A 25,890-nucleotide genomic window follows, 5' to 3' on the forward strand; every position below is an offset into this window, starting at 1 on the left:
GCATCGGAAGATCGAGGGGTCATCTAGCATGGTTGGATGCACAGCCAAATCGTTTGCGAGGAGGGCGCCATGAGCAAACCGCACGGCCAGCCGACACCGGAAGAGATCAAGGAGAAGCAGGATCTCGACGACGCGCTGGAGGAGGGCCTGAAAGAGACCTTCCCGGGGTCCGATCCCGTCAACGTCACCCAGCCGGCGCCGAGCCGCCAGGACGGCCATGTGAAGCGTTCCGACTAGGGGCGGGTTCCACCCCGTTCCGCCCTGTCGGCCGGAAATATAGTGCTAACAATAAGTTACCGGGGCGCCTTGGGCCCTGTCCCGTAATGATTAATCACATTTTTTGAAGCCAAGTTAGCCGCGAAGGCATTATAACGTCTCAGCAAATCAGGGGTGCGGGTCCCTTTCGGGCATCCCGTAGTTGTAGAGGGGTTCCTGGTTGTTGCGTGGGGGACGATATGAGCCGCAAATATTTCGGGACGGACGGGATTCGGGGCCGCGCCAACGGACTGATCACGCCGGAGCTCGCGCTCAAGGTCGGCCAGGCCGCAGGCCTCGCGTTTCAGCGCGGTGACCATCGCCACCGGGTCGTGATCGGCAAGGACACGCGTCTGTCCGGCTACATGATCGAATATGCGATGGTCGCGGGCTTCACCTCGGTCGGCATGGACGTGCTGCTGGTCGGCCCGATGCCGACGCCGGCGGTGGCGATGCTGACCAAGTCGATGCGCGCCGATCTCGGCGTGATGATCTCGGCCTCGCACAATCTGTTCGAGGACAACGGCATCAAGCTGTTCGGCCCGCAGGGCTTCAAGCTGTCCGACGACGTCGAGAGGCAGATCGAGCAGCTGCTCGACGAATCCCTCGACAAGCGGCTCGCACAGAGCGCGAGCCTCGGCCGCGCCCGCCGTATCGACGGCGTGCACGACCGCTACATCGAATTCGCCAAGCGCACGCTGCCGCGCGATCTCTCGCTCGACGGCCTGCGCGTCGTGGTCGATTGCGCCAACGGCGCCGCCTACAAGGTGGTCCCTGAGGCGCTGTGGGAGTTGGGCGCCGACGTCGTGCCGATCGGCGTCGAGCCCGACGGTTTCAACATCAACAAGGAATGCGGCTCGACCTCGCCGGAAACGCTGTCGAAGAAGGTGCGCGAGATGCGCGCCGACATCGGCATCGCGCTCGACGGCGACGCCGATCGCGTCATCCTGGTCGACGAGCGCGGCCACACCGTCGACGGCGACCAGCTGCTCGCGGTGATCGCGCAGAGCTGGAAGGAAGACGGCCGGCTGTCGCGGCCGGGCATCGTCGCCACCGTGATGTCCAATCTCGGCCTCGAACGCTTCCTCAAGGGGCACGGGCTCGATCTCGTGCGCACGCCGGTCGGCGATCGCTACGTGCTCGAGCAGATGCTGAACGGCGGCTACAATCTCGGCGGCGAGCAGTCCGGCCACATCATCCTGTCCGACTATGCCACCACCGGCGACGGCTTCGTTGCGGCGCTCCAGGTGCTGGCCGTGGTGCAGAAGCTGCGCCGGCCGGTGTCGGAGGTCTGCCACCGCTTCGACCCGTTGCCGCAGATCCTGAAGAACGTCCGCTACAAGAGCGGCAAGCCGCTCGAGGATTCCGACGTCAAATCCGCGATCTCCGACGGCGAGAAGCGGCTCAACGGCCACGGCCGCCTTCTGATCCGCTCGTCCGGCACCGAGCCCGTGATCCGCGTCATGGGCGAGGGCGAGGACCGCCTGCTGGTCGAGGACGTCGTCGACACCATCGTCTCCGCGCTCGGGCAGGCCGCGGCGTAAACGCGCATCGCAGAGTTGTAGTTGGACACGGTGCGGCTTTTCACCCTCCCCCTCCAGGGGAGGGTGAAGCGCTCCTGACCGGCCGAAGACACACGCATTCCAGCCATTTGCGATTGGCGGTGGTTCCACCTTCGCTTGCATCGTAATGAGCGAGTGCGGCGGTTCGCCGCGTCGGGATGCTCCATTGAACAAGCCTGTCGTCGTCTCCGAGGAAACGCTGACCGAGCCGGTCGTCGTCAGCGACGTGGCGCCCGCCGCCCGGGCTGCCGCGGGGCCGGCCTATGTCGTGCTTGTCGGCATCAGCTTCTCGCACTTCCTCAACGACACCATGCAGTCGCTGATCGCCTCGGTGTATCCGATCCTGAAGGACACCTACGCGCTCGACTTCGCGCAGATCGGCATGATCACGCTGGCCTTCCAGTTCACGGCCTCGCTGCTCCAGCCGGTGGTCGGGCATTACACCGACAAGAAGGCGCAGCCCTATTCGCTCGCGATCGGCATGGCCTCGACCTTCTTCGGCCTGCTGCTGCTCAGCGCCGCGCACCAATATCTCGTCATCCTCGTCGCCGCCGCGCTGGTCGGCCTCGGCTCGGCGGTGTTTCACCCTGAATCCGCGCGTATCGCGCGGCTCGCCTCCGGCGGCCGCTATGGTTTCGCGCAATCGGTGTTCCAGCTCGGCGGCAGCTTCGGCACGTCGATGGGGCCGGTGCTGGCGGCGCTGATCGTGGTGCCGTTCGGGCAGGGCAGCATCGCCTGGTTCTCCTCGATCGCGTTCCTCGCGATCCTCATCCTCTGGCGCATCGGTCGCTGGTACGAGCCGCAGATCAAGGCGAAGAAGACGGCGACGGTTCAGGCCCATCCCGACGCGCCGAGCTCGCGCCGTGTCGCGGTCGCGCTCGCCGTGCTGGTGGCGCTGTTGTTCTCGAAGCAGCTTTACGTCTCGAGCCTGTCGAGCTTCTACATCTTCTACCTGATCGATCGCTTCGGCGTGTCGACGCAGGCGGCGCAGATCTATCTCTTCATCTTCCTTGCCGCGAATGCGGTCGGCGCGTTCTTCGGCGGTCCGCTGGGCGATCGCTTCGGCCGCAAGATCGTGATCTGGATCTCGATCCTCGGCGCGCTGCCGTTCACGCTGGCGCTGCCCTATGCCGGGCTCTATGCGAGCGCGGTGCTGTCGGTGATCATCGGCCTGATCATCTCCTCCACGACGTCGTCGATCATCGTGTTCGCGCAGGAGCTGGTACCGCACCGCTTCGGCATGATCTCGGGCGTGTTCTTCGGCGTTGCTTTCGGCATCGGGGGCCTGGGTGCCGCCGTGCTCGGCAAGCTCGCCGATCACACTTCGATCGAGTTCGTCTACCAGGTCTGTGCCTGGCTGCCGGCGATCGGCCTGCTTGCGGTGTTCCTGCCCAAGCTGCCGCGGAACCTGCGTTAACAAATCCTGCCTCGCTGCATTGCGGCTTCATCAATCGTTAGCAATTGGGGTGCGGGGGACGCCGCATTTTTGCAACGCTTCCGCTGCATGCGCGCGAGTGGTGAGAAAAAATCAACCTTAAAAATTAGGGTTAAGTGGCGCTTAAACATTTGATGCCATCGTCCGGGTCGTGAGTTTCCAGAACGTGGGGCGTCTGCATTTTGCCTCACCGGCCATAAGGACGAACCCAATGCGTAGCGTTAAGTCTCTCCTTGCCGCGGGTGCGGCAACCCTGATCTCGTCGATGGCGTTTGCCGCCGATATGCCGATCGCGGCGCCCCCTCCCATGTACGCGCCGCCGGCTCCGCCCGCCGACTTCGGCGGCTGGTATCTCCGTGGCGACATCGGCATGACCAACCAACGCGCCAAGAGCATCGAGGGCACTGTCGCGCCTGGATTTACGAAGACGACGGAGGGACTCGGCTTCGACTCGTCCCCGCTGTTCGACCTCGGTGTCGGCTATCGCTTCAACAACTGGTTTCGTGCGGACGTGATCGGCCAGTACCGGGGCAAGGCTAACCTGCATGGTGCAGACAACGTCATTGGGCCCGGCTTCGTCGGTTCCGACAACTACAGCGGCAGCAAGTCCGAGTGGGTCGTCATGGCCAACGCCTATGTCGATCTCGGCACCTGGTGGTGCATCACCCCGTTCATCGGTGCCGGTGTCGGTGGCTCCTACAACAAGATCAGCGGCTTCCGCGACGACGGCATTGCATATCTCGCCGCGCTGACCCCGACCCCGAGCGCCAGCGTCGCCTACTTCGGCGACAACGGAAAGTGGAACTTCGCCTGGGCCGCTCACGCTGGTCTCGCCTACAAGGTCAACCCCGGCTTCACGGTCGAACTGGCGTACAGCTACATGAACCTCGGCGACGCCGCGCCCGGCAACTACCGCCTGTTCGACAACAGTGCCTCCGGCCCGAGCTCGATCAAGATCAAGGAGCTCACCTCGCACGACCTGAAGCTCGGCGTGCGCTGGGATCTCAACAGCCCGCCGGCCTACATGCCGCCGCCGCTCGTCACCAAGGGCTGATCGTCAGCTCCATCGCTTAACGTCTCTTAACGGCGCGGGATCATCCCGCGCCGTTTTGCTTTGCATATTTTTCATGGCCAGTGGCGACGAAAACGTCAGACGCAACCATTGGTTAAGGTTAACAGGCGATGATCATCGCAACAGTTCGAGTCCGATGGAGCGTTGTGATGCGTAGGCTGATGTTGGCGGCGGCGATGTTGGGGACGGTGTCTGCCGCGCATGCGGCCGACATGCCGGATCTGCCCGTGCTGCGCGGCGGCTTCACCGACGGCCTGTCGAAGACGACGCGCAACTGGGACGGCTTCTATGCCGGCGGCAGCTTCGGCTACTCCTCGGCGTCAACCGACTTCAGCCAAAGCGTCGTCGGCCTCACCAATTTCATCTTCCGCGACAGCGTGCTGCAAGGGCCGACATCGTCGTGGTCGCTCCTCAACAAGACCACGACGCAAGGCGCGAATTTCGGCGGCTTCGTCGGCCGCAACTGGCAATGGTACGATGCCGTTCTCGGTCTCGAGGGCACCTACACCTATTTCAACAAGATTGCCTCGCAGTCGTCCGGCTCCAATTCGCTCGATATCGTCAACCCGCCTGGTGACGTCCAGCCCGTCGGCGTGACCAACCACTATCTCACGACATTGACCGGCACCGCCGCGGCGACGGTCAAGGACATGGTCACGCTCCGCGGGCGCGTGGGTTGGGACGGAGGCGATTTCATGCCTTACGCGTTCGCCGGCGCGGCCGTCGGCCGCATGGACGTCTCCCGCACCGTGACGAGCGATGTGCAGCTGCGTCAGGATGCGACCGTGCAGGACCCATTCGGTAACGTCATCACCATCATCGGAACGCCGCAGCCGGTTCCGGCGCAGTCGCAGACGCAGACCCAGCACAGGACCAACAATTTCGTGGTCGGCTGGGTCGCCGGCCTCGGACTGGAATACTGCCTGTGGGAAGGATTGTTCGCACGGGTGGAATATGAATACGTGAAGTTCTCTCCCGTCATGAACACGTCGGTGACGCTGAACAATGCGCGCGTCGGGCTCGGTTACAAGTTCTGACCCTGCTTCGCCGAGCCGCGGTTGACAGGTTCCCTCCGTCCTGATGCTCTGTCGCTCCAAAATGGGGCGACGGCGATGAAGATCTACGGCGACACGAATTCCGGCAATTGTCTCAAGGTGAAGTGGGTCTGCGACAAGCTCGCGCTGCCTTACCAATGGATCGAGATCGACACCCGCAAGGGCGAGACGCGCACGCCGCAATTCCTGAAGATGAACGGCGCCGGCCAGGTGCCCACCGTCGCCTTCGACGACGGCCGCACGCTGGCGCAGTCCAATGCCATCATCCGCTATCTCGCCCGCGACAGCGCGCTCGTTCCGCGCGATGCCTTCACTGCGGCCAAGATGGACGAATGGCTGTTCTGGGAACAGTACAGCCACGAGCCCTATGTCGCGGTGTGCCGCTTCCAGCTGGTGTATCTCGGCAAGGAGGCGTCCGAGCTCGACCCTGACAAGGTCAAGCGCGGCTATGCGGCGCTCGACCGCATGGAGCAGCATCTTGCGGCAAGCCGCTTCTTCGCCGGCGAGGAAGTTTCGCTCGCCGACGTCTCACTGCTCGCCTACACCCGCCTCGCGCATGAAGGTGGCTTCGATCTCGGCCGCCATGCCGCCATCCGTCGCTGGATCGGCGAGGCCGAAGCCTGGCTCGGCCTTCCACCGGCGCGCTGAGAGCCACGCTGATTCTTGGAGTTTCCCGCATGAACGAGAAGTCCGTCTCCATCCGTCCCGCGCGCCGCGAGGACGTTGCGGCGATCGTCGCCATGCTTGCGGACGATCATCTCGGGCGCGCCCGCGAGCGCGTGGAGGATCCGCTGCCTGCGTCCTATTACCAGGCGTTCGAGCGGGTCGAGCGCGATCAAAATCTCACGCTCGTGGTCGCAGAGAGCGAGGGCAGGGTGGTCGGCTGCCTGCAACTCGCGATCTTGCCGGGCATCAGCACGCAAGGCGGCATCCGCGGTCTGCTCGAAGATGTCCGCGTTGCTTCCGATTGTCGCAGCCGCGGCATCGGCGAGCAGCTGGTGCAATGGGCGGTCGCGGAAGCGAAAGCGCGCGGCTGCAATCTGGTCGAACTGCTGACGCATCAGACGCGAACAGATGCGCAGCGCTTCTACAAACGGCTCGGCTTCGCTGCGAGTCACGTCGGCATGACTGTCCGCTTTTGACGCAGCTTGCCGCGAGCGTTGCGCGAGCAGCAAATTCGGATCGCGCATTCGTTCATATTAAGAGCCGGTAAACTACCCAGCCGTCGTTCACGTTGAGCCGGGAACGAACGGTGCTACGGCAGCGTCAGACACCGGGCTCGGTCGGTTCGGGGATTTCGATGACAAGCTATTCCATGATCAAGGTCGGCAACGACTACGTTGTGCAGGCCAACGACAAATGCATTTTGAAAGTCGGCAGCCGCCGTCGTGCCGCGCAATTGATCAGCGATGCCACGGACTTGCTGAACGCGCTTGCCGTGGTCGAATCCCCCAAGATTGCGCCGGAAGCGCCTTCACTCCAGCGTGAGACGCCGGAACTTCCTTGACGACTCTTCCCGTTTCCCGTATCAGCCGCGGCGGGACACCTCCCCCCAACGGGAGGCTTACTATCTGGAAGGGTAGATCATGACTGTAGCGAAGCCCGCTTCGCGGCCGAACGTGCCGCATTTCTCCTCCGGCCCCTGCGCCAAGCGCCCCGGCTGGAACGCCCAAAATCTCAAGGACGCAGCGCTCGGCCGTTCGCATCGTGCGAAGGTCGGCAAGACCAAGCTCAAGCTCGCGATCGATCTGACGCGCGAAGTGCTTGAAGTGCCCGCCGATTATCGCATCGGCATCGTGCCGGCGTCCGACACCGGCGCGGTCGAGATGGCGCTGTGGTCGCTGCTTGGTGCGCGGCCGGTCACCACGCTCGCCTGGGAATCCTTCGGCGAGGGCTGGGTCAGCGACATCGTCAAGGAATTGAAGCTCAAGGACGTCACCAAGCTCAACGCTGCCTACGGTGAAATCCCCGATCTCTCGAAGGTCGATCCCAAGAGCGACGTCGTCTTCACCTGGAACGGCACCACGTCAGGCGTACGCGTGCCGAACGCCGACTGGATCAGCGCGACCCGCGAAGGCCTGACCATCTGCGACGCGACCTCTGCCGCGTTCGCGCAGCCGCTCGACTGGGCCAAGCTCGACGTCGTCACCTTCTCCTGGCAGAAGGCGCTCGGCGGTGAAGCCGCGCACGGCATGCTGATCCTGTCGCCCCGCGCGGTGGAGCGGCTCGAGACTTACAAGCCGGCCTGGCCGCTGCCGAAGATCTTCCGCATGACCAAGGGCGGCAAGATCAACGAAGGCATCTTCGTCGGCGAGACCATCAACACGCCGTCGATGCTGTGCGTCGAGGATTATCTCGATGCGCTGAACTGGGCCAAGTCGATCGGCGGCCTGAAGGCGCTGATCGCGCGCGCCGACGCCAACACCAAGGTGCTGGCCGACTGGAAGGCGAAAACCCCCTGGATCGACTTCCTGGCCAAGGACGCCGCGATCCGCTCCAACACCTCGGTGTGCCTGAAGTTCACCGATCCCGCGATCACCTCGCTCTCCGAGGACGCGCAGGCCGACTTCTCCAAGAAGCTGGTCGCGCTGGTCGAGAAGGAAGGCGCGGGCTACGACTTCGCCTACTACCGCGATGCGCCGGCCGGCCTGCGCATCTGGTGCGGCGCCACCGTTGAGGCGAAGGACGTCGAGCTGCTCACGCAGTGGATCGACTGGGCGTTTGCCGAGACCAAGGCGCAGCTCGCCAAGGCAGCGTAAGTTTTCGTTCTTCGCCTCTCCCCGTTCTTACGGGGAGAGGCCGGGTCGCGCAGCGATCCGGGTGAGGGGCTCTCTCCACGAGCACTTCGCCTGTGGCTGCCCCTCACCCCAACCCTCTCCCCGTAAGAACGGGGAGAGGGAGAGCAAAAAGCTTCTGAGTCACTCACGCATTTCCGGCCTTCGGGCCGATCCTCCCTTAGGGACGGTGAAGGACAAATCCCATGACCAAACCCAAAGTTCTCATTTCCGACGCGCTCTCTCCCGCTGCCGTGCAGATCTTCAAAGATCGCGGCGTCGAGGTCGACTTCCAGCCCAACCTCGGCAAGGACAAGGACAAGCTTGCCGAGATCATCGGCAATTACGACGGTCTCGCGATCCGCTCCGCGACGAAAGCGACCGCAAAAATCCTCGAGAAGGCGACCAACCTCAAGGTGATCGGCCGCGCCGGCATCGGCGTCGACAATGTCGAGATTCCCGCCGCCACGGCCAAGGGCATCATCGTGATGAACACGCCGTTCGGCAATTCGATCACGACCGCCGAGCATGCCATCACGCTGATGCTGGCCTTGGCCCGCGAGATCCCGCAGGCCGACGCTTCGACCCAGGCCGGCAAGTGGGAGAAGAACCGCTTCATGGGCGTCGAGATCACCGGCAAGGTGCTCGGCGTCGTCGGCTGCGGCAACATCGGCTCGATCGTCGCCGACCGCGCGCTCGGCCTGCGCATGAAGGTCGTCGCCTTCGATCCGTTCCTGTCGCCGGAGCGCGCCAAGGACATCGGTGTCGAGAAGGTCGAGCTCGACGACCTCCTGAAGCGCGCCGATTTCATCACGCTGCACACCCCGCTGACCGAGAAGACCAAGAACATCATCGACGCATCCGCGATCGCCAAGATGAAGAAGGGCGTGCGCCTGATCAACTGCGCCCGCGGCGGCCTGGTCGACGAGCAGGCGGTGGTCGACGCGCTGAATTCCAAGCACATCGCCGGCGCCGCCTTCGACGTCTTCGTCGAGGAGCCGGCGAACGCGAACGTGCTGTTCGGCCATCCCAACGTGATCTGCACGCCGCATCTCGGCGCCTCCACCACGGAAGCGCAGGAGAACGTCGCGCTCCAGGTCGCCGAGCAGATGTCGGATTACCTGCTCACCGGTGCGATCTCGAACGCCGTCAACTTCCCCTCGATCACGGCGGAAGAGGCGCCGAAGCTGAAGCCGTTCATCTCGCTCGCAGAGAAGCTCGGCTCGTTCGCCGGCCAGCTCACCGAATCCGGTATCCTCAAGGTGCAGATCACCTATGAGGGCCACGTTGCCGAGATGAAGATCAAGGCGATCACCTCGGCCGTGCTGTCGGGCCTGCTGCGGCCGATGCTGGGCGAGGTCAACGTGGTGTCCGCTCCCGTCGTCGCCAAGGAGCGCGGCATGGTGGTGGACGAGATCGTGCGCGCCGCCCAGAGCGACTATGAGAGCCTGATTACCGTCACGGTGGCGACGGAGCGCCAGGAGCGCTCGGTCTCCGGCACCGTGTATCATGACGGCAAGCCGCGCCTCGTCGACGTCAAGGGCATCCGCGTCGACGCCGAGTTCGGCAAGTCGATGATCTACGTGACCAACGAGGACAAGCCGGGCTTCATCGGCAAGTTCGCGAGCCTCCTGGGTGACGCCAAGATCAACATCGCGACCTTCCATCTCGGCCGCGTCGCGCCCGGCTCCGATGCCATCGCGCTGATCGAGGTCGACGGCGTCGTGCCGCCCGAACTGCTCGCCAAGGTGCAGGCCCTGCCGCAGGTCAGGCAGGTCAAGGCACTGACGTTCTGAGGCGCTCGCGCGCCACGGAATGATGGCCGTCATATATTCCGACCTGCGGAACAATCACGCCGCCCTCCCGAGAGGGCGGCGTTTTTGTTGATGCTGCGGCCCGCTTTATTTCTCCCAAGCCAGTCGAACTTTGTGTACCAATGGCGCCCAAGAACGCCTCGTACCAACGCCTTCGTTCAAAATCGTTCGAAAAGGGAGAAGACAATGCGTGAAGCCGTCATCGTTTCCTATGCACGCACGGGCCTCGCCAAGTCCGGCCGCGGCGGGTTCAACATCACGCCGCCGATGTCGCTCGCGGCCCACGCCATCAAGCACGCTGTGAGCCGCGCCGGCGTCGACAAGGACTATGTCGAGGACTGCTATCTCGGCAATTGTGCCCATGGCGCGCCGAACATCGGCCGTCAGGCCGCGCTGCTCGCGGGCCTGCCGACCACCACGGCCGGCGTCTCCGTGAACCGCTTCTGCTCCTCGGGCCTGCAGACGATCGCAATGGCCGCCAACTCGATCCGCTCCGACGGCGCCGACTGCATCGTTGCCGGCGGCGTCGAGAGCATCTCGATCCCGGGCGGCGGCTCGCCGAAGGAATCGATCGATCCGGAGCTGCTCAAGGTCGCGCCCGATATCTTCATGGCGATGATCGACACCGCCGACATCGTCGCCGAGCGCTACAAGCTCAGCCGCGAATACCAGGACGAGTTCTCGCTGGAATCGCAGCGCCGCATGGCCGCGGCCCAGCAGGCGAACAAGTTCAAGGACGAGATCGTCCCGATGAAGACCAGGATGAAGGTCGTCGACAAGGCGACCAAGGCCGAGAGCATCGTCGACTACGTCGTCGATCGCGACGAGTGCAATCGCCCTGAAACCACGCTGGAAGGATTGGCAAAACTCGAGCCGGTGAAGGGCCCCGGCAAGTTCGTCACCGCCGGCAATGCCAGCCAGCTCTCGGACGGCGCCGCCGCCGTGGTGCTGATGGAAGCCAAGGATGCCGAGAAGCGCGGCCTCAAGCCGCTCGGCCGCTTCGTCGCCTGGGCGACGGCCGGCTGCGAGCCTGACGAGATGGGCATCGGCCCCGTGTTCGCGATCCCGAAGCTGCTGAAGCGCACCGGCCTGAAGATCGACGACATCGATCTGTGGGAGCTCAACGAGGCCTTCGCCAGCCAGTGCCTCTACTCGCGCGACAAGCTCGGCATCGATCCCGCCAAGTACAACGTCAATGGCGGCTCGATCGCGATCGGTCATCCCTTCGGCATGACCGGCGCGCGTCTCACCGGCCACATCCTGCAGGAAGGTGCGCGCCGCAAGGCCAAGTGGGGCGTCGTGACCATGTGCATCGGCGGCGGCCAGGGCGGCGCCGGCCTGTTCGAGATCTACAGCTGAGATAAGGCACAGGAATGTGAAAGGCGCGGCGCCGCAAGCGCCGTGCCTTTTTCGTTGCGGACCGACCACCACGAATCTATAAGCCTCGTGTCGGAAAAGGCAGATTTGGTCTGGTAAGCCCAAATCCTTTCGGTAACGAAAGCTCTGGTCTTTGGCCTTGTGCACGAGATCCCCGCGACGAACATCGGACGCTCAGGCGTCCCATCGTTCGTCCGTGTGATTCTCGCGCCTCAGGGAACGCTCCGGTCGAACATCGACCACAGGAGCGTCTCATGCACGATCAATCCTCACTTCCATACGACGTCGTCGTTGCCGGTGCCGGCCCCGTCGGCCTGTTTCTCGCGTGCGAGCTGCGGCTCGCGGGTCTCCACGTTCTGGTGCTGGAGCAAGCGCGGGACCCGCATTCGGCCCTGAAGCAACTCCCGTTTGGCCTCCGCGGCCTCTCGGTCCCGACACTCGAGGCCTTCCACCGGCGTGGCTTGCTGGAAGAGATCGAGGCCGCGCAGCAACGTGCGTCAGGCGCGATCAAGAGTGCGGCCCACTGGATGCAGCAGACGCGACGGCCCGCGGGCCATTTCGCCGGCATCCAGTTCTATCAGGACGACATCGATGCCGTGAAGTGGCCCTGGCGCCTGCCGACGCCGGCCGATGCCAATGTCGCCGTCGATATGGAAACGCTCGAATCCGTTCTAGCCGCGCGCGCATGCAGTTTGGGCGTGGAAATCCGGTGCGGTCTTGGCGTCAATGCCATCACCGCTTCAGACAATGAAGTAAGTATCGAGGCGGCCGGCGAGACTTTCCGCGGACGCTGGCTTGTCGGTTGCGACGGCGGTCGCAGCACGGTGCGCAAGCTGAGCGGATTCGACTTCGTCGGCACTGATCCGGAGTTCACCGGCTATTCCGTCGAGATCGAGCTGGCCGATCCGGAAAAGCTCCGACCGGGCCGCAACTACACACCCGCGGGCATGTACACCTATGCGCAGCCCGGAACGATCGCGATGGTCGATTTCGACGGCGGTGCCTTCCACCGGACCGGGCCGATCACGCGCGAGCATGTGCAGAGCGTCCTGCGCAATGTCTCCGGCACGGACGTCACCATCAATGCTCTCCGGCTTGCCGCGACGTGGACGGATCGGGCGCATCAGGCAACGACCTATCGCAAGGGTCACGTGCTGCTGGCAGGCGACGCCGCCCACATCCATTCGCCGCTGGGCGGCCAAGGCCTCAATCTCGGTCTCGACGATGCGATGAATCTGGGCTGGAAGCTGGCGGCCACGATCCGCAGGCAAGCACCGGCCGATCTCCTCGACACCTATTCGCGCGAGCGGCATCCTGTCGGCGCGCAAATCCTCGACTGGTCGCGCGCGCAGGTCGCGATCATGCGGCCGACGCCGAGCGCCCGCGCACTTCAGGCCATCATTCGCGATATCGTCGAGACCCGCGACGGTGCGACCTATTTCGCCGAGCGCGTGCGCGGCGTTTCGCTCCGCTACGATCTCGGCAATGGTCATCCGCTCGTGGGCCGGAGTGTCCCCGATTTCGAGTTGCTTGACGGGACGACGGCCGGAGAGCGCCTCAGGACGGCGAGGGGGATATTGCTGGACTTCGACGCTCGAGCACCGCTTCAAGCGCTTGCAAGCCGCTGGGGTGGCCGGATCGATTATGTCGCGGATGAGCCTAAGGATCGGCTGAGCCTGAGCGCCGTGCTGGTGCGCCCCGATGGCATTGTCGCCTGGGCCAGTGACGGTGCCCCCGACCATGAGGAGGCCGCTCAGGCCGCGTCGCGATGGTTCGGCGATTCCACAGCGGCGCGCGAATGTCCCTGAGCGCCGTCCTCAAGCCTTCGCCAGGGCCGGTCCGAACACCACCTCGATCAGCGTGCCGGAATTGCCAGCGCTCTTGATGTTGAACCGGGCGCGGTTGGCTTCCACCAGGGCCTTGGTCAATGACAGGCTGAGCGCCGAACTGTCCGCGGCATCGCCGGGCGGTGGCGTGCGGAACGGCTCCATCGCGGCGGCGACCTCGCGCTCGCTCAGGCCGTGGCCGGTGTCGCGGATGCGCAGGGCGATCTCGCCGCGGTCGGTGAGCGCGGTCGAGACAATGACCTGGCCGCCGGCGCTGGCAAGCCGGATCGAGTTCGAGATCAGGTTCATGGTGATCTGCCGCATCGCGCGCGCGTCCACGCTCACCTGCGGCAGCGCATGCCCGAGCGAGGTGCGGATGATGATGCGCTCGCGGTTGGCCTGCGGCTGCATCACCGTGACGCAGGCTTCGACGAGATCGTTGAGATTGAGGTTGGCGAAACTGAGATCGAGCTTGCCGGTCTCGATCCGCGACAGCTCCAGCAGATCGTCGATGATGGTGATGACGCGCTCGCCGGAGGCGCGGATGTCCTTCATGTACTCGCCGTAGCGCTCGTTGCCGAGCGTGCCGAAGCGCTCGGAGATCATCACCTCGGCGAAGCCGATGATGGCGTTGAGCGGCGTGCGGATCTCGTGGCTGATCCGCGCCAGCATGTCGGCCTTGGCATTCGCGGCGCCGTCGGCGAGACGGCGGGCGTTCTTGAGCTCGCTTTCGCCCTTCTTGCTCTGCGAGAGGTCGCGGAACACGGCGAAGAAGTTCGGGCCGTCGGGCCTGGTGCGGCCCATGATCATGGCGAGCGGAATGACGCCGCCCTTCTTCTCGCGTCCCAGCACCTCGCGGCCGTGGTCGAGCAGGCTCGCGATGTCCTGGCTCTTGAGGCTTTCGAGATAGTCGGCCACGATTTGCTGGCTCTCCGGCGCGAACAGCGTCACCAGGTTCCGCTGCATCAGCGCTTCGCCGTCATAGCCGAACAGCGCTTCGGCGCTGCGGTTGCAGGCGTGGATGTTGCCTTCGGCATCGAACATGACGATGCCCTCGGCGGTGGTGTCGAGGATCGCGGCGAGATCCTCGGCGTCGGCATCGCCGGCCTCGGGCTCGGGTGCGTAGGGGAAGGATTCCGCGACGACGGGGTCGACGACGACAGGCGGCGCCACGGCAGGCGCAGCAACGACTGTTGCGGCTTGCGGCAGCGCGCAGATCAGCGCATGCGCGCTCGCGCCGTCCCAGTCGATCGTGTGCAGATGCGCTTCGGTGGTCGGAAGCGGCTCTTGGCCGTTGGCGAGCGTCGCGCTGATGGTCACCGGCGTGCCGGCCTGCGACGTGCTGCTCGCCGACGATACGCCCGGCTCGACATAGAGCGCATCGAGCCCGCCGGCATCCTCCAGCGCGCCCAGGCTGGAATGGCCCATGCGCGCGAGGAAGGCGGGATTGGCGTAGAGCAGCCGGTCGAGCCGGTAGATCAAAATGCCCGTCGGCAGCAAATCGAGCAGCGCGCGGTCGCGCACGCTGTGGCCCTGCGCGGGCGGCGCGGGTTCGGTCAGCCATTCGGCCGGCGCGTGCGGCGCCTCGGGCGCCGGCATCGGAGGTTCGGGCGCACGCTCCGCGGCCGGCGGCTCGGAGGCGCCGGCCGCGATCGTCTCGCGTTCGCGTTCGAGCCGCTCGGACAATTGCCGGGCGAGCTCGTTGAACGCGCTGTTCTCGACCGGAGTCAGCGTCGGCGATCTCTGATCACTGGGTGATCTGACATCGCCGGGCGGGCGGAACGGCACGACATTGGGAGGCGTTTCCACTGGCGTTTCCGGATCGGTTGGGTGTGAATTCGCGTCGGCTAAGGGTTCGGGCAGTTCGGGTTCAGGTGTTGGCTCGGGCTCAGGCTCGGGTGCGGGCGGCTCACTCGGCGGAGGCGGTGCCTCCGCCATGGGCTCCGGCTCGGGATCGACGACGTCGGCGGAGAGACTGTGCTGTGCGGGCGGCGCGGCGAGCAGCTCAAAGCGCCTGAGCGCATCGAGCCGGTTCAGCCCGTCGAGATCGCGGCAGACGCCAAAGCCCCTGAAGCCCGCGAAATTGCGCTCGCGGTCGTAGACGGGCAGGCCCGCGAGTTCGACCGGCAGATGCTCGCCGCCATCGGCCGGCCAGTTCACGGTGATCCCGGCCCAGGTGTCGTGGCTTGCAAGCGCCTGCGCGACGCGGCCATCAGGGTCGAGCGCAAACTCGTCGGCGATCTCGCACCAGGGGCGGCCGAAGCCGGCGGCGGTGTGCGCGCCGATCAGGTGGATGAACTCGTCCGAGCCGAGCACAAAGCGCCCCTCCTTATCCACCTGCCACAGGAAGCGCAGCGGATGTTGACGCGGTGCGGACGGCTCCGCTGATTGCGGTTCGACCATGTGCGAGGTGATCGGCGCGGCCTGCGGCGACACAATGGCCTCTCGCGGGTTTTCAACCGGAGTTTTGGGCGCGGCTTCGCCCGCTTCGCCGATCGTTTCCTGGACAGGCGCTGCGGCCGCCTCCGGGATCGTTACGACCATCGCGTCGCTCGCGGCGTGCGCATCCGCGATCGTCTCTGATGGCGGGACGGTCCCTGTCGGAGCCGGCGTTTCGACCGGCTCGGCGAAGGCGTCGAACAGCGCGATTCCGGATGCAGCCTCGTTCGGCCGCGCAGGCTGCACATGGTCAGGCACCGCGGCCGGAGGGACCGGCGGCGGAGCCTCAGGCGCGGGCTGAGCGGCTTGTCCGCGCGCGATGGTCTCTTCGACATCGGGCGCCGCCTGCCGGGCGGCCGGCTCGATCAGCGCGACCAGGCCGACATCGGCGCCGACGCCGACCCGCTGCAGCACCATCTGGCCGATGCCGATCGGCGTCTCGGCGCGGCCTTTCGCCAGCGCATCGCTGCGGGCCTGGTCGAGGCCGGCATCGCCGAGATCGCGGAAGCCGAGCAGGGAGCGGGCGGCTTCGCTGGCGCCGACGAACAGGCCGTCGGGCGCGAACGCCGCCATCGGCACCCTGGCGCCCTCGACGAGACGATGCAGGCGCTCGACCAGCGGCATGGCGCGCTGCGTCGGATCCATCGCGGTGACGAGCACGCCGGAGCTTCCGTCGGCGAAGTCGAGGCGGGCGCAGGCGCAGGTCATCAGCATGCCCAAGCGGGCGCCGAAGCCGCGCAGCCGTTCCAGCCTGATCGCCCCGTTCGGCGTCAGCCGGCGCGCCAGCCGGGCGACCTGGCGGCGATGGCTGTCCGCCGGGCCGAAGGTCCTGTCCGCGAGCGCTGTGGCATGGGCCGCGCCGAACAGCCTTGCGCCGACCGGATTGGCCCACAGCACGCGTGTGCCGTCGATCGACCAGAGCCAGGCGGGCAACGGAGAGGTCGCGTGCACGGCCAGCCGGGGATCGCCCACGCCTCGCAACTGGAAATCCGAACTCGTCATCCGACCGGCTTCAAGTCTCGCTTGGTAGCATCAGGGTGCAAGGCTGCCGGAATGACAGCCTTAAGAAAGGGTTACTATCGCGCGCAGGCGCGGGCAGGTCCACGGCTCCGGTCTACACGGCGAAGCCTAAAGCCGCGATAACCTTAATCTAGCCGCCCCCGCAAGCCGCAGCCCAACGGCATCCGCAGGATTCGCGGGGCAGTCGCGCGGCGAAGCCGAAGCAGGCAGATCTGGCCGAAAGAGCAGGCTGGCGCGGCATCACAGATGCCCGTCCTCCAATGGAGGGGGAGGATCGGTTCGCATGGAGCGAAGCGGCATGCGAACCGAGGTGGGGTGACAGTCTCTCCGCCGAAGCGGTGCCCGAGCGGAGAGATCACCCACCCCGCTCGCGTTTCCGCGCGATCGGCCCCCGAGCGAGCTCTGCACGTCTCGCCCCCTCCAGGGAGGGTAAGAAAGCCGCTCAGCAGGCACCCAATTACCTCAACCCTGAGTTCCCCGGCTCAGGAACCTCATCCTGACCGCGATTAAATTTCGCGGTGCGGCCCCGATCACGTTTGCGTTGCACAATGTTGACATCTTAGGCAGCGATAGTGATCGGCGCTGGGCGAGCCATCTCATTCGTTTCGCGTTTCCAGTCGTCGTTCCCGCTGAATTTGAGGCCTAGGTTGGGGCCGGCGGGCGCGCCGGAAGGCTCACTCCATTTTTCATTAGCGTGAGGGACAACCATGACAGCTGCGACTGATCCGTTTTCTGCCTCGATCATTCCGTTCGAGGTCCCCGAGCAGATGCGTGCGTTCGCCGAAAAGGGCGTGTCGCAGGCGCGCGAGAGCTACGCCAAGTTCAAGGACGCGGCCGAGACCCATAACGGCACCGTCGAGGCCGTGTTCACCTGCGCCAACAAGGGCGCGAGCGAGTACACCGCCAAGCTGGTGGAGTTCATGAAGGCCAACACCAGCGCCCAGCTGGACTTCGCCCAGCAGCTGTTCGGCCTCAAGTCGCCGGCGGAGGCGCTGGAGCTGTGGACCGGCCACACCCGCACCCAGCTCGAGACCTTCCAGTCGCAGGCCAAGGAGCTGGTCGAGCTCGCGCAGCGCGTCGCCGCGGAGACCGCCGAGCCGATCAAGGCCTCCGCCTCGAAGTTCTACAAGCCCGCCGCCTGATTGGCCGGCTGGTCCAAATTAGGAAACCCGGGCCTAGAGCCCGGGTTTTGCTTTGGAAATAACCTCGTCCGAAGCGCGATTCTCAGGTTTTGCGGCCTTGCCAAAAACGCCCGTTGCACCTAGTTTCCGCCCCGTCCAGCCCCCCTCGGTGACCGGCCTGTTAAAGGCGCCCCCGGGCGGCTCGCAAGGATGCAGTTGTAGCTCAGTTGGTTAGAGCGCCTGTCTGTGGAACAGGAGGTCGGTGGTTCGAGCCCACCCAACTGTACCACTGTTGCGGATAACCCCACGTTCTCAGCATCTTATTGATAGACCTAACGGATTTGCGTCGCCAAAATACAAAAGGCGATACAAATGGCGTTGCGAATGGTTGCGTTAAATCGAATTGCGGATGGTCGGTGGTTTGCTCGCAAAGGTATCCCCGAGGATGTACGTGAGGACTACCAACGGCTCTACGGGACCAAACGTGAAGCTCAACTGAAACTCGCGGCCGACACGCCCAAGTACGAAGCTAAGGCTCGTCTTGGCGAGTGGGAAGCAGAGGTCGAAACGCGCATCGCGACCCTGCGAGCCCAAAGGAACGGCGAGGGGCAACCACTCACGAGGCTCAACGCAATCGCTCTCGCAGGCCGCTGGTACTTGTGGTTCGTGAAGCAGCACGAGGCGGACCCCGGCAAGCCCGGATATTGGAAGAACCTCGGAGATATCATGGTTTGGGAGGTGACCCACAGCGGACCTAAGCGGGACTCGCAGGACATCTAAGATGCCGGCACGTCCCCACTGTTGGGGCGCTGTGACAATTCGTCCTAAACTAGCGCGGATCAGCGTAACTATCGGTCCCAGATGGGTCGGTGTCGTTGACATTGGACCTTGGTCCAACTCGTTTGATTTTCCCCAATCGACAAAAATAGCTCGCGACGCCTCCTTGCCAAAAGCGAACTCGACTGCAAGCCGCGCAAACATGGGGTACATGAGATGAAATCTCACAAGCAACTTTTGCTCTGTTCGTTGGCCGCTTCACTCACATTGATCGCGGGGGCGTCAAGGTCGCAGGAAGTAAAGGGTTGGGACCGCACGGTCAGGACCGCCGACTATCTTGAACCCGCGATTCCGCATCCAACCCAACAGCAGGCGGCATTGGAAAAGTTGCGCCAGTTTGAGGCAAAGAACGGTCGCAAGGCAAATATTCTGATCATCCTCGTCGATGACATGGGCTACGGCGATCCAGGTGCCTTTGGAGGCGGAGCGATGCTTGGAGCGCCAACTCCGAATATCGATAGCCTCGCCGCCGGCGGGCTGAAGTTAACGTCGATGTATGCCACTCCCGTATGCACTCCGTCCCGTGCCGCTTTGATGACAGGCCGCATTCCTGCCCGAAGTGGTCTCACGCGTCCTCTACTTGCCAGCGACAAGCCGACGAAGAACCCGTGGGCCGATGAAGTCACTGCGGCGAAGTTGTTGAGCCAAAACGGTTACGTCACGGGGTTGTCGGGGAAATGGCACATCGGCGAAGGCAAGGGGATGCAGCCGCAGGACGTTGGCTATGACGAGTTCCGTGGTTTCCTGTCGGTCGTCAGCGAATATACGCAGTACATGAATCTCTCCAAATACTCGCAGCTCATGCTTGACCCTGAACGTTTGAAGACTTTCAGGGACCTGAGCGAGTACAATGGGATCGTCGAGGGCAAAAAGGGCGGCGAGCTGAAGATTGCCTACAAGCTCGAAACGCCGCAACAGATGGGAAATGTCGATCAGGACTTCGCGAACTTTTCCGTGGACTTCATCAAGCGGGCGGCTCAGGTCAAGAAGCCATTCTACCTGATCCATTCCTTCGCAAAGGTGCACTTCGATAACTATCCTGGCGATGGCTATCAGGGACGTAGCGCCGCCAAGCTGCCCTACAGGGATGCCGTTGTCGAAGTCGACGACATCGTCGGCCGCCTCAAGAAAACCCTCGAAGAAACCGGGCAGGCCGACAACACATTCGTGTTCTTCACGTCCGACAATGGTCCCGAGGAAGACTCGTATCCCGATTCCGGCTTCACGCCCTTCCGTGCAGGCAAAGGGACAACCTGGGAAGGCGGCGTCCGGGTACCCGGCATTGCATATTGGCCTGGCGTGATAAAGCCGGGGCGCACCAGTGATGGCCTCTTTGATATCATGGATCTGTTCAATACCTCGCTCGCCCTCGGCGGCATCGAGAACAAGATTCCGACGGAGCGCTACATTGACGGCGTCAACCAGACGAGCTTCCTGCTCGCCGACGATGGCGACACCAATCGCCAAGCTGTGTTCTCGTACAATCAGGCCGAGTTTTCGGCCGTGCGGTGGGCGAATTTCAAGGGCTACTTCAAGGTTTTCCAGATCGAGCAGCCTTTCTCCAACATCAGCATGTCGACCTTTGCGCCGGTGGCAGTTGCCCCTTGGATATTCGATGTTTACCGCGACCCCAAAGAACGCCTCACCCGGAGCAACGGCGACTATGAATGGATCTATGGTCCGATCCTTCAGATGCAGGTGGCCCACGCTGCGACCTTCGTCAAATATCCGAAAAAGGACATCGGATTGGGAATTGGCGGCGGAGGCGATCCCCGATAGCTGACGAAGACACGCGTGTAGTGTGAGAGCCGCCTTCCTCTGGGCGGCTTTCAATTGAGTCTCGACACTGCGCGTATTCCGCTGTTGGCCCTTAACCGACCTTGCTGTGTTGAGTGCCAACGTCTGCTTCGTCTAGGAGCGGATCAGGGCGCTCGCAGTGGCCAGCGGGGCCACGTGGTATCCCTTGGTCTACGTGAGAACCGCATGGGTCCTTCCGGCTCGACTGGACCCTATCGCAGCGCGATGCCCGTGCGGCACATCAAGTCTACTTGGCTTCAAGGCCTTTGATGCTGCCCAATGACGGCTGTCCGGCGACGGTCCCTCAGCTTGACTGAAACAATACCGGCAGAACCACCCCCGCGACCCCAGTTCCCGCAGTAGCCTCGAGGATTCCTTCAGGAATCCATACAGAGGCCATTCCGTCGCCCAGTGTCTGGTAGCCCCCGACGGCCGAAACGAATCCAGCGGCTCCGTAGGAATCCCTGGGACCTATGTGGCTGTGCCAGAGAGACGCAATGCACCCCGGCCGCTCATCTCCGACTGATACGCCCCACCTAGTCATAAACTTATCGGGTTGGGTCCAAACATTCGTTCCACGTTATGGTAGGGATACCCTCCGAGGTACATGGGGGTGAATAACCATGACCATACCCCTATGTAATAATACCTATTATATTATATATTTCATATACTTAGGTATATTCCATATCCTCCTCCCGTTAGAAATCCCATAGGTGGGTGACATCTAAGCTGGGACTGACCCCGAGACGGGTCCGGAATTGATGGGTGATCGTCTTCACAGCCAAGGCCTGATGTGAAGCTGGTACGATCAGACTGTCATGAACTGGCAGACTTGGCACGCCCTGCGCCATCAGTTCTTTCATACTGCCGATCACGACCTCGCTCTCCGCAAACATCAGGTCGCTCCAATCCCGAGCACGGCCACCGATGGGGTGACCCCAGCGCTCAAGCAGCGGATGGTGTTCAAGAACACGCCTCTTCACCTCGCGAAGATTGTAGCGCTTCAGGTTGAACTCTTCAGGTGCAATGGCCTTCTTCTTCAAAATCTTCCTGACATCCGCAACAACACCCGAGCGCCACGCTGCAAGGAAGTCACCGTTCCCGAAGTGGTAGTTGATGAAGAACTTCGTCACCACCCGGTCCAGCTTGGTAGGGCCAAGGATATCCCCGTAGGCGTCCGCCTCGGTGTCGAGCGGCTGACCGATCCAAGCGTAGAAGATGGTGAGGTACGACGATGAGATATCGACCTCCGCCACCGCTTCGCCGTCGATCCGCATCTGGACCCGTTTGTCTTCCTGAATCTGCTGATATCGCCAGGCGACGCGTAAAAGCGATAAGATAACAGAGGAGAAGCGCGCGGCCCTTACCAAAATGTTCGGCTCTGACCAATGGGAGAGGGAGCTTTATTCTGATAAGGGTCAAGGCGATATGTTCGGCGGTGGGCCCACACAGCGAGAGTTCGATGTCAAAGGGCTTGAGCGGTATGTGAAACGTCGACTTGAAACCCTCTTCCCCAAGGTGTTCGAGCCACTGGCGCTTCCTGTCGATAAGGCGCCTCAGCGCTTTTCGCTCTTTCTTTGTATTTCAAACGATGAACCTAAGGCCGTGGGACTCGCGACCCGGATCGCCAATCACATACTCAAGGCAGGCAACTCATCGTAGGTGCGGCCACGCAGGAGGCGACCGGCAGCCTTCTTGTTCTTGCCGCCCCACTGCTTGAAGAAAAACGCCGTACCTGATCGCCGGCAAATCGCTTCAATTTCGTCCACCCATTCAGGCTTCATCTCGCGCGAGCGTGGTCCGCTTTCACCTCCGACAATCGCCCAGTGGATATCTGTCAGGTCACCAGAAGCAACCGAACCAATTAAGGGCTCGAAGGAAACAAACCGGATTACCGCCGGCACAGCCCGGAGTGCGTCGAGCCGGCCGAGAACCCGAGCATCTTCCACGCTCGTGCCAAGCCAAACATTCGGCAAGACGGTGAAGCGGCGATCGGAAAGTACCTCCGCCATGATTTCAGGACGCTTCGTCAAAATCTGATAGGTGTGCCGCGGTGTGTCTTTCATGACCTCCCAAACCCGCAAGATAAAGGTTTTTGGGACTTTCGGATGAAACAGATCCGACATTGAATTGACGAAGACCTTCCGCGGCTTTGTCCAGGTTCTCGGCGCACCAAGAGATTTTCGGTCGAGCCGGATATTGCCCGTCCAGACCGCTCTGCCACCGCTCTTGCGCGTGAGGCCCTCATACTTTTCAAGACCCATCGCCTCGAGCCTAGCTGCCATGCGCATTGCGTAGCAGTTGGTGCAACCGGCAGTCAGCACAGTGCACCCGGCAACCGGATTCCAAGTCGCGTCAGTCCATTCAATGGAAGTATCGGCCATGGCGACATTGAATCAGAAGAGCATGAACCTGTGAATCAAAAACTTTGCGATCATGGGAGAATGCTTGCGCGACGACAGGACAACCCCGACGCCGCAGCAGTCGACCCGCGCCAGCAACTATTGCGTTGCCACGACCACCACCACCACCGGCAACGTCACCGCCGCGAGCAGCGTCCCCGGCGCAACCGCCCCCGACACCGGGTTCACCAGCCGCTGATACTGCGCCGCGAAGATGTACGCGTTCGCGCCCGTCGGCATGGCTACGAACAGCACAGCGACGCCAGTTCAGGCGCTTTGCGAGCACGAAGGCCTCACGCCCTCCTCAACGCGCGATCCAATCCCGTCTCATCGCGCGTCAGGAGACGATGGCCTTGATTTGCGCAGTGTCCGCGAATTCAATCAGCTCAATGATTTTGCCATCCTGAAATTTGAAGAGGTCCAGGACTTCCGTGCTGAAGACTTTCCCGCTTGGACGGTATCGGATGACAAGGCGGGACCGTATTGCAGCACAATTCCCTTCAACCAATTCGCTCAGGATCTCGCGCTTTTCGAAGTCGAAATGGTCAATGAATTGACCGAAGGCGCCACGCAGTGGCTCGTGCCCCTGCACATTTCCTGTCAGGTGCAGTGCGCTTTTGTCGCCCACCAGGTTGAACTGGCCCTCGGGATGAAAAGCGGCCACCAGGTCTGCCGCGTCACCATCACCGCGCGCGGCGTAAGCGCGCTTGATCACGTCGAGCATTTCCTCGCGATGTCCCATATCCGCCTCCTGCTATGGGTATCATCGCAGGATAGCTACCTTTGCGTGCAAAGGCAAAATTAAACGGGGGCTTACCTGGCCACCACCATCACCACCATTGGCAACGTCACCGCCGCCCGCAACTTCCCCAGCGCCACCGCGCCCGACACCGGGTTCACCAGCCGCTGATACTGAGCCGCGAAGATGTCCGCGTTCGCGCCGGTCGGCGCACGACCACGCCAGTCGCTGGCGGCGTCGGGTTGAGCAGCTTTGCGAGCACGAACGCGACTGCCGGCGTCGCCAGAAGCTTGAGCGCGCCCATCACTGCGATGCTCCTCGCCCTTGATCTCGCGCCGGAAGAAATGCGCGGAGTGATCGGCTGCGTCAACATTTCTGGCTTGGTTTGCTCATCCTCCGCGATGTAGCCTGACTGCGCATTGCGATCTGCGTCGATGGCCGTACTCATCCCGATGACCTCGGCCGCATCGGGTCTAGCTTCCCGGGGGAAATTCGAGCGTAACAATCGTTGGGGATCTCATGTCGAACTCCGATCTCGCGTTGTCGATTGCGCTCGGTGTCGGTCTTGCGGCCGCGACGGGCTTCCGGGTGTTCCTGCCGATGCTGGTTGCCAGCGTGGCCGCTTACTCGGGTTCGCTTCCTCTAGGCGACGGTTTCGCGTGGCTTGGAACACCTGCTGCAATGCTGATGCTTGGCGTGGCCGCGCTCCTGGAGGTTGGTGCGTATTTCATTCCCGGCGTGGACAATTTGCTCGATGTCATCGCCGCGCCTGTCGCGGTGATCGCCGGAGCCATCGTGTCGGCGGCGACCATGGCGGACCTTCCGCCGATGATGAAATGGACGGCCGCCATCGTTGCGGGTGGCGGCGCGGCCGGCATCGTGCATGGCGTCACCGCGGCCCTGCGGGCCAAATCGACGGTCCTGACGGCCGGCCTCGGCAACTCGACCGTGGCGACCGCCGAACTGGGCGGTGCACTCCTCGTATCGCTTCTTGCCCTGGCTGCACCGGTTGCCGCCTTCGCGATCGTCGTTCTGATGCTCTGGCTGGCGATACGTTTGATCCTGCGTTTGCGGAGGTCAGCGCCTCGCACGGATGCACTGGAATGACCGCGTGACCGCTCGTGCGGCTACTTCCACCCCGCCACGATCACCACCACCACCGGCAACGTCACCGCCGCCAGCAGCGTCCCCAGCGCCACCGCGCCCGACACCGGGTTCACCAGCCGCTGATACTGCGCCGCGAAGATGTACGCGTTGGCGCCGGTCGGCATTGCCGCGAACAGCACGATCACGCCGGCTGCGACTGGCGGCAAATCGAGCAGCTTGGCCAGCACGAACGCGGCCGCCGGCATCGCCAGCAGCTTGAGCGCGCTCATCACCGCGACGCTCAGCATCTCGCCCTTCACTTCGAACCGAAACAGATTGATGCCGAGCGCGATCAGCGCCGCCGGCGATCCCGCCTGCGCGAGCAACTCGATCGTCCTGTCGACGACGGGATTGAGACCGAGGCCGGTCAAGCGCCAGACGACGCCAAAACCGATCGCCAGCATCAGCGGATTGCGCGCGAGATCCGCGAGCACGGGGCGGATGACCGACAGGACCGAGCCCGTCCGCTTGCGGCTGACCAGCTCCATCTGCAGGATGCCGCAGAGCCAGAGCAGCGGCGTGTTCACCGACAGGATCAGCGACATCGGGCCCGCGGCCTCGTTGCCGAGCGCCGAGAGCACGAGCGGAATGCCGAGCATCACGATGTTGCCGTAGACCGAGCCGATCGCGAACACGACGCCGTCCTCGCGGTCCTCGCGCCGCTCACGCAAGCATGCCGAGAGCGCCAGCGCCGCGATCCAGGTGATGGCGAGCGCGCCGTAATAGGCGCCCCACATCCGGTAGGGGCTGACATCGGGGAATTCCGACACGACGATGGTGCGGAACAGCAGGGCGGGAATCGCGATGCTGAAGGCGAACTCGGAGATGCCCTTGTGCGCGGTCTCGGAGACGAAGCGAAACAGCACCGACGCATAGCCGGCCGCGATCAGGGCAAACACCGGCGCGACGATCAACACGGTGGCCATGCAGTCCTCACCTCAAGGGGGAAGCTGACCACCCCACGCATTTTTCGATGATGGCATTATGCCCCTGTTTTGCCCGACGAGTCAAAGCGACTTCGAAAAATCCGTAGAGGTGGATTTTGCGAGGGATATCAAGACCCGGTCTACTGTGCATGGGGTTGTTTTCGCTTTTTTGTTGGAAGGGGCGGTAGGGGGCTCGGGTCGAGGGCCGGTCTGGCCAGTATCGACAAAGGGGAAAGCGGTGTAGCGCGGAGCCCTTCCCCACCCCCAACTGTCGTCCCCCGCCTTGTGCG

At 63.4% G+C, this 25,890-nt stretch carries 23 protein-coding genes and 1 tRNA gene; 17 read left to right on the forward strand and 7 right to left on the reverse strand.

Annotation, left to right across the window (positions count from 1 at the left end; genetic code table 11):
- The first annotated feature begins 69 nt into the window (after positions 1 to 69).
- The 12 genes from BJ6T_RS47035 (at position 70) to BJ6T_RS09300 (ending at position 13,152) form a co-directional block, all read left to right on the forward strand.
- Positions 70 to 237: a hypothetical protein gene (locus BJ6T_RS47035; protein WP_167541693.1), complete on the forward strand. Its 168-nt coding sequence runs from the start codon at positions 70 to 72 to the stop codon at positions 235 to 237.
- A gap of 218 nt (positions 238 to 455) precedes the next feature.
- A complete protein-coding gene (gene glmM / locus BJ6T_RS09250) occupies positions 456 to 1,799 on the forward strand; it encodes a phosphoglucosamine mutase (protein ID WP_014492052.1) in 1,344 nt (447 codons plus the stop codon).
- 184 nt (positions 1,800 to 1,983) lie between these two features.
- Positions 1,984 to 3,234, forward strand: a complete 1,251-nt coding sequence (locus BJ6T_RS09255; RefSeq protein WP_014492053.1) for an MFS transporter — start codon at positions 1,984 to 1,986, stop codon at positions 3,232 to 3,234.
- A gap of 229 nt (positions 3,235 to 3,463) precedes the next feature.
- Complete coding sequence (locus tag BJ6T_RS09260) at positions 3,464 to 4,306, forward strand: outer membrane protein (protein ID WP_014492054.1); 843 nt, start codon at positions 3,464 to 3,466, stop codon at positions 4,304 to 4,306.
- A 167-nt stretch (positions 4,307 to 4,473) separates the two neighbouring features.
- Positions 4,474 to 5,361 (forward strand): outer membrane protein, encoded by an 888-nt coding sequence (locus BJ6T_RS09265; RefSeq protein ID WP_014492055.1) that lies wholly within the window; start codon positions 4,474 to 4,476, stop codon positions 5,359 to 5,361.
- 75 nt (positions 5,362 to 5,436) lie between these two features.
- Positions 5,437 to 6,027: a glutathione S-transferase family protein gene (locus BJ6T_RS09270; RefSeq protein ID WP_014492056.1), complete on the forward strand. Its 591-nt coding sequence runs from the start codon at positions 5,437 to 5,439 to the stop codon at positions 6,025 to 6,027.
- A gap of 29 nt (positions 6,028 to 6,056) precedes the next feature.
- The gene (locus BJ6T_RS09275; protein WP_014492057.1) at positions 6,057 to 6,521 is read left to right on the forward strand and encodes a GNAT family N-acetyltransferase; all 465 of its coding nucleotides are present in this window, start codon (positions 6,057 to 6,059) and stop codon (positions 6,519 to 6,521) included.
- A gap of 173 nt (positions 6,522 to 6,694) precedes the next feature.
- A complete protein-coding gene (locus BJ6T_RS09280) occupies positions 6,695 to 6,886 on the forward strand; it encodes a hypothetical protein (protein ID WP_014492058.1) in 192 nt (63 codons plus the stop codon).
- A 79-nt stretch (positions 6,887 to 6,965) separates the two neighbouring features.
- Positions 6,966 to 8,138 carry a phosphoserine transaminase gene (locus BJ6T_RS09285; RefSeq protein ID WP_014492059.1) on the forward strand — a complete coding sequence of 391 codons (1,173 nt, stop codon included), beginning with the start codon at positions 6,966 to 6,968 and terminating at the stop codon, positions 8,136 to 8,138.
- Between the two features lie 221 nt (positions 8,139 to 8,359).
- Complete coding sequence (serA, locus tag BJ6T_RS09290; protein ID WP_014492060.1) at positions 8,360 to 9,949, forward strand: phosphoglycerate dehydrogenase; 1,590 nt, start codon at positions 8,360 to 8,362, stop codon at positions 9,947 to 9,949.
- A gap of 204 nt (positions 9,950 to 10,153) precedes the next feature.
- Positions 10,154 to 11,326, forward strand: a complete 1,173-nt coding sequence (locus BJ6T_RS09295) for a thiolase family protein (protein WP_014492061.1) — start codon at positions 10,154 to 10,156, stop codon at positions 11,324 to 11,326.
- 272 nt (positions 11,327 to 11,598) lie between these two features.
- Entirely contained in the window at positions 11,599 to 13,152 is a 1,554-nt protein-coding gene (locus BJ6T_RS09300; protein ID WP_028169840.1) for an FAD-dependent oxidoreductase, read from the forward strand.
- A gap of 9 nt (positions 13,153 to 13,161) precedes the next feature.
- Here the strand turns inward: BJ6T_RS09300 and BJ6T_RS09305 are convergent, their stop codons facing one another.
- Complete coding sequence (locus BJ6T_RS09305) at positions 13,162 to 16,611, reverse strand: PAS domain-containing sensor histidine kinase (protein ID WP_014492063.1); 3,450 nt, start codon at positions 16,609 to 16,611, stop codon at positions 13,162 to 13,164.
- A 725-nt stretch (positions 16,612 to 17,336) separates the two neighbouring features.
- Between BJ6T_RS09305 and BJ6T_RS09310 the strand changes: the two genes are divergently transcribed.
- The 4 genes from BJ6T_RS09310 (at position 17,337) to BJ6T_RS09325 (ending at position 20,366) form a co-directional block, all read left to right on the forward strand.
- Positions 17,337 to 17,771 (forward strand): phasin, encoded by a 435-nt coding sequence (locus BJ6T_RS09310; protein ID WP_014492066.1) that lies wholly within the window; start codon positions 17,337 to 17,339, stop codon positions 17,769 to 17,771.
- A gap of 191 nt (positions 17,772 to 17,962) precedes the next feature.
- Positions 17,963 to 18,039, forward strand: a tRNA-His gene (locus tag BJ6T_RS09315).
- A gap of 83 nt (positions 18,040 to 18,122) precedes the next feature.
- Entirely contained in the window at positions 18,123 to 18,530 is a 408-nt protein-coding gene (locus tag BJ6T_RS09320; protein WP_014492067.1) for a hypothetical protein, read from the forward strand.
- Positions 18,531 to 18,743: 213 nt separating this feature from the next.
- On the forward strand, positions 18,744 to 20,366 hold the full coding sequence (locus tag BJ6T_RS09325) for an arylsulfatase (RefSeq protein WP_080593837.1): 1,623 nt from the start codon (positions 18,744 to 18,746) through the stop codon (positions 20,364 to 20,366).
- 719 nt (positions 20,367 to 21,085) lie between these two features.
- Here the strand turns inward: BJ6T_RS09325 and BJ6T_RS09330 are convergent.
- The 5 genes from BJ6T_RS09330 to BJ6T_RS48155 all read right to left on the reverse strand — a co-directional run bounded on the left by BJ6T_RS09330 (position 21,086) and on the right by BJ6T_RS48155 (position 23,832).
- The gene (locus tag BJ6T_RS09330; RefSeq protein ID WP_014492070.1) at positions 21,086 to 21,664 is read right to left on the reverse strand and encodes a hypothetical protein; all 579 of its coding nucleotides are present in this window, start codon (positions 21,662 to 21,664) and stop codon (positions 21,086 to 21,088) included.
- Between the two features lie 354 nt (positions 21,665 to 22,018).
- The gene (locus BJ6T_RS09335) at positions 22,019 to 22,771 is read right to left on the reverse strand and encodes a DUF5131 family protein (protein ID WP_014492072.1); all 753 of its coding nucleotides are present in this window, start codon (positions 22,769 to 22,771) and stop codon (positions 22,019 to 22,021) included.
- A gap of 117 nt (positions 22,772 to 22,888) precedes the next feature.
- Positions 22,889 to 23,044, reverse strand: coding sequence for a hypothetical protein (locus tag BJ6T_RS45350; RefSeq protein WP_014492073.1), 156 nt, complete (start codon positions 23,042 to 23,044; stop codon positions 22,889 to 22,891).
- A gap of 82 nt (positions 23,045 to 23,126) precedes the next feature.
- Entirely contained in the window at positions 23,127 to 23,531 is a 405-nt protein-coding gene (locus tag BJ6T_RS09340) for a nuclear transport factor 2 family protein (RefSeq protein ID WP_014492074.1), read from the reverse strand.
- Between the two features lie 154 nt (positions 23,532 to 23,685).
- Positions 23,686 to 23,832: a hypothetical protein gene (locus BJ6T_RS48155; protein WP_240537956.1), complete on the reverse strand. Its 147-nt coding sequence runs from the start codon at positions 23,830 to 23,832 to the stop codon at positions 23,686 to 23,688.
- Positions 23,833 to 24,068: 236 nt separating this feature from the next.
- Between BJ6T_RS48155 and BJ6T_RS09350 the strand changes: the two genes are divergently transcribed.
- Positions 24,069 to 24,635: a DUF4126 domain-containing protein gene (locus BJ6T_RS09350; RefSeq protein WP_197538870.1), complete on the forward strand. Its 567-nt coding sequence runs from the start codon at positions 24,069 to 24,071 to the stop codon at positions 24,633 to 24,635.
- Positions 24,636 to 24,655: 20 nt separating this feature from the next.
- On the opposite strand, the gene BJ6T_RS09355 is transcribed toward BJ6T_RS09350, so the two are convergent.
- Positions 24,656 to 25,600, reverse strand: coding sequence for an AEC family transporter (locus tag BJ6T_RS09355; protein ID WP_014492077.1), 945 nt, complete (start codon positions 25,598 to 25,600; stop codon positions 24,656 to 24,658).
- Positions 25,601 to 25,890: the final 290 nt, after the last annotated feature.

This window comes from Bradyrhizobium japonicum USDA 6 (genome assembly GCF_000284375.1).
Taxonomy (GTDB): domain Bacteria; phylum Pseudomonadota; class Alphaproteobacteria; order Rhizobiales; family Xanthobacteraceae; genus Bradyrhizobium; species Bradyrhizobium japonicum.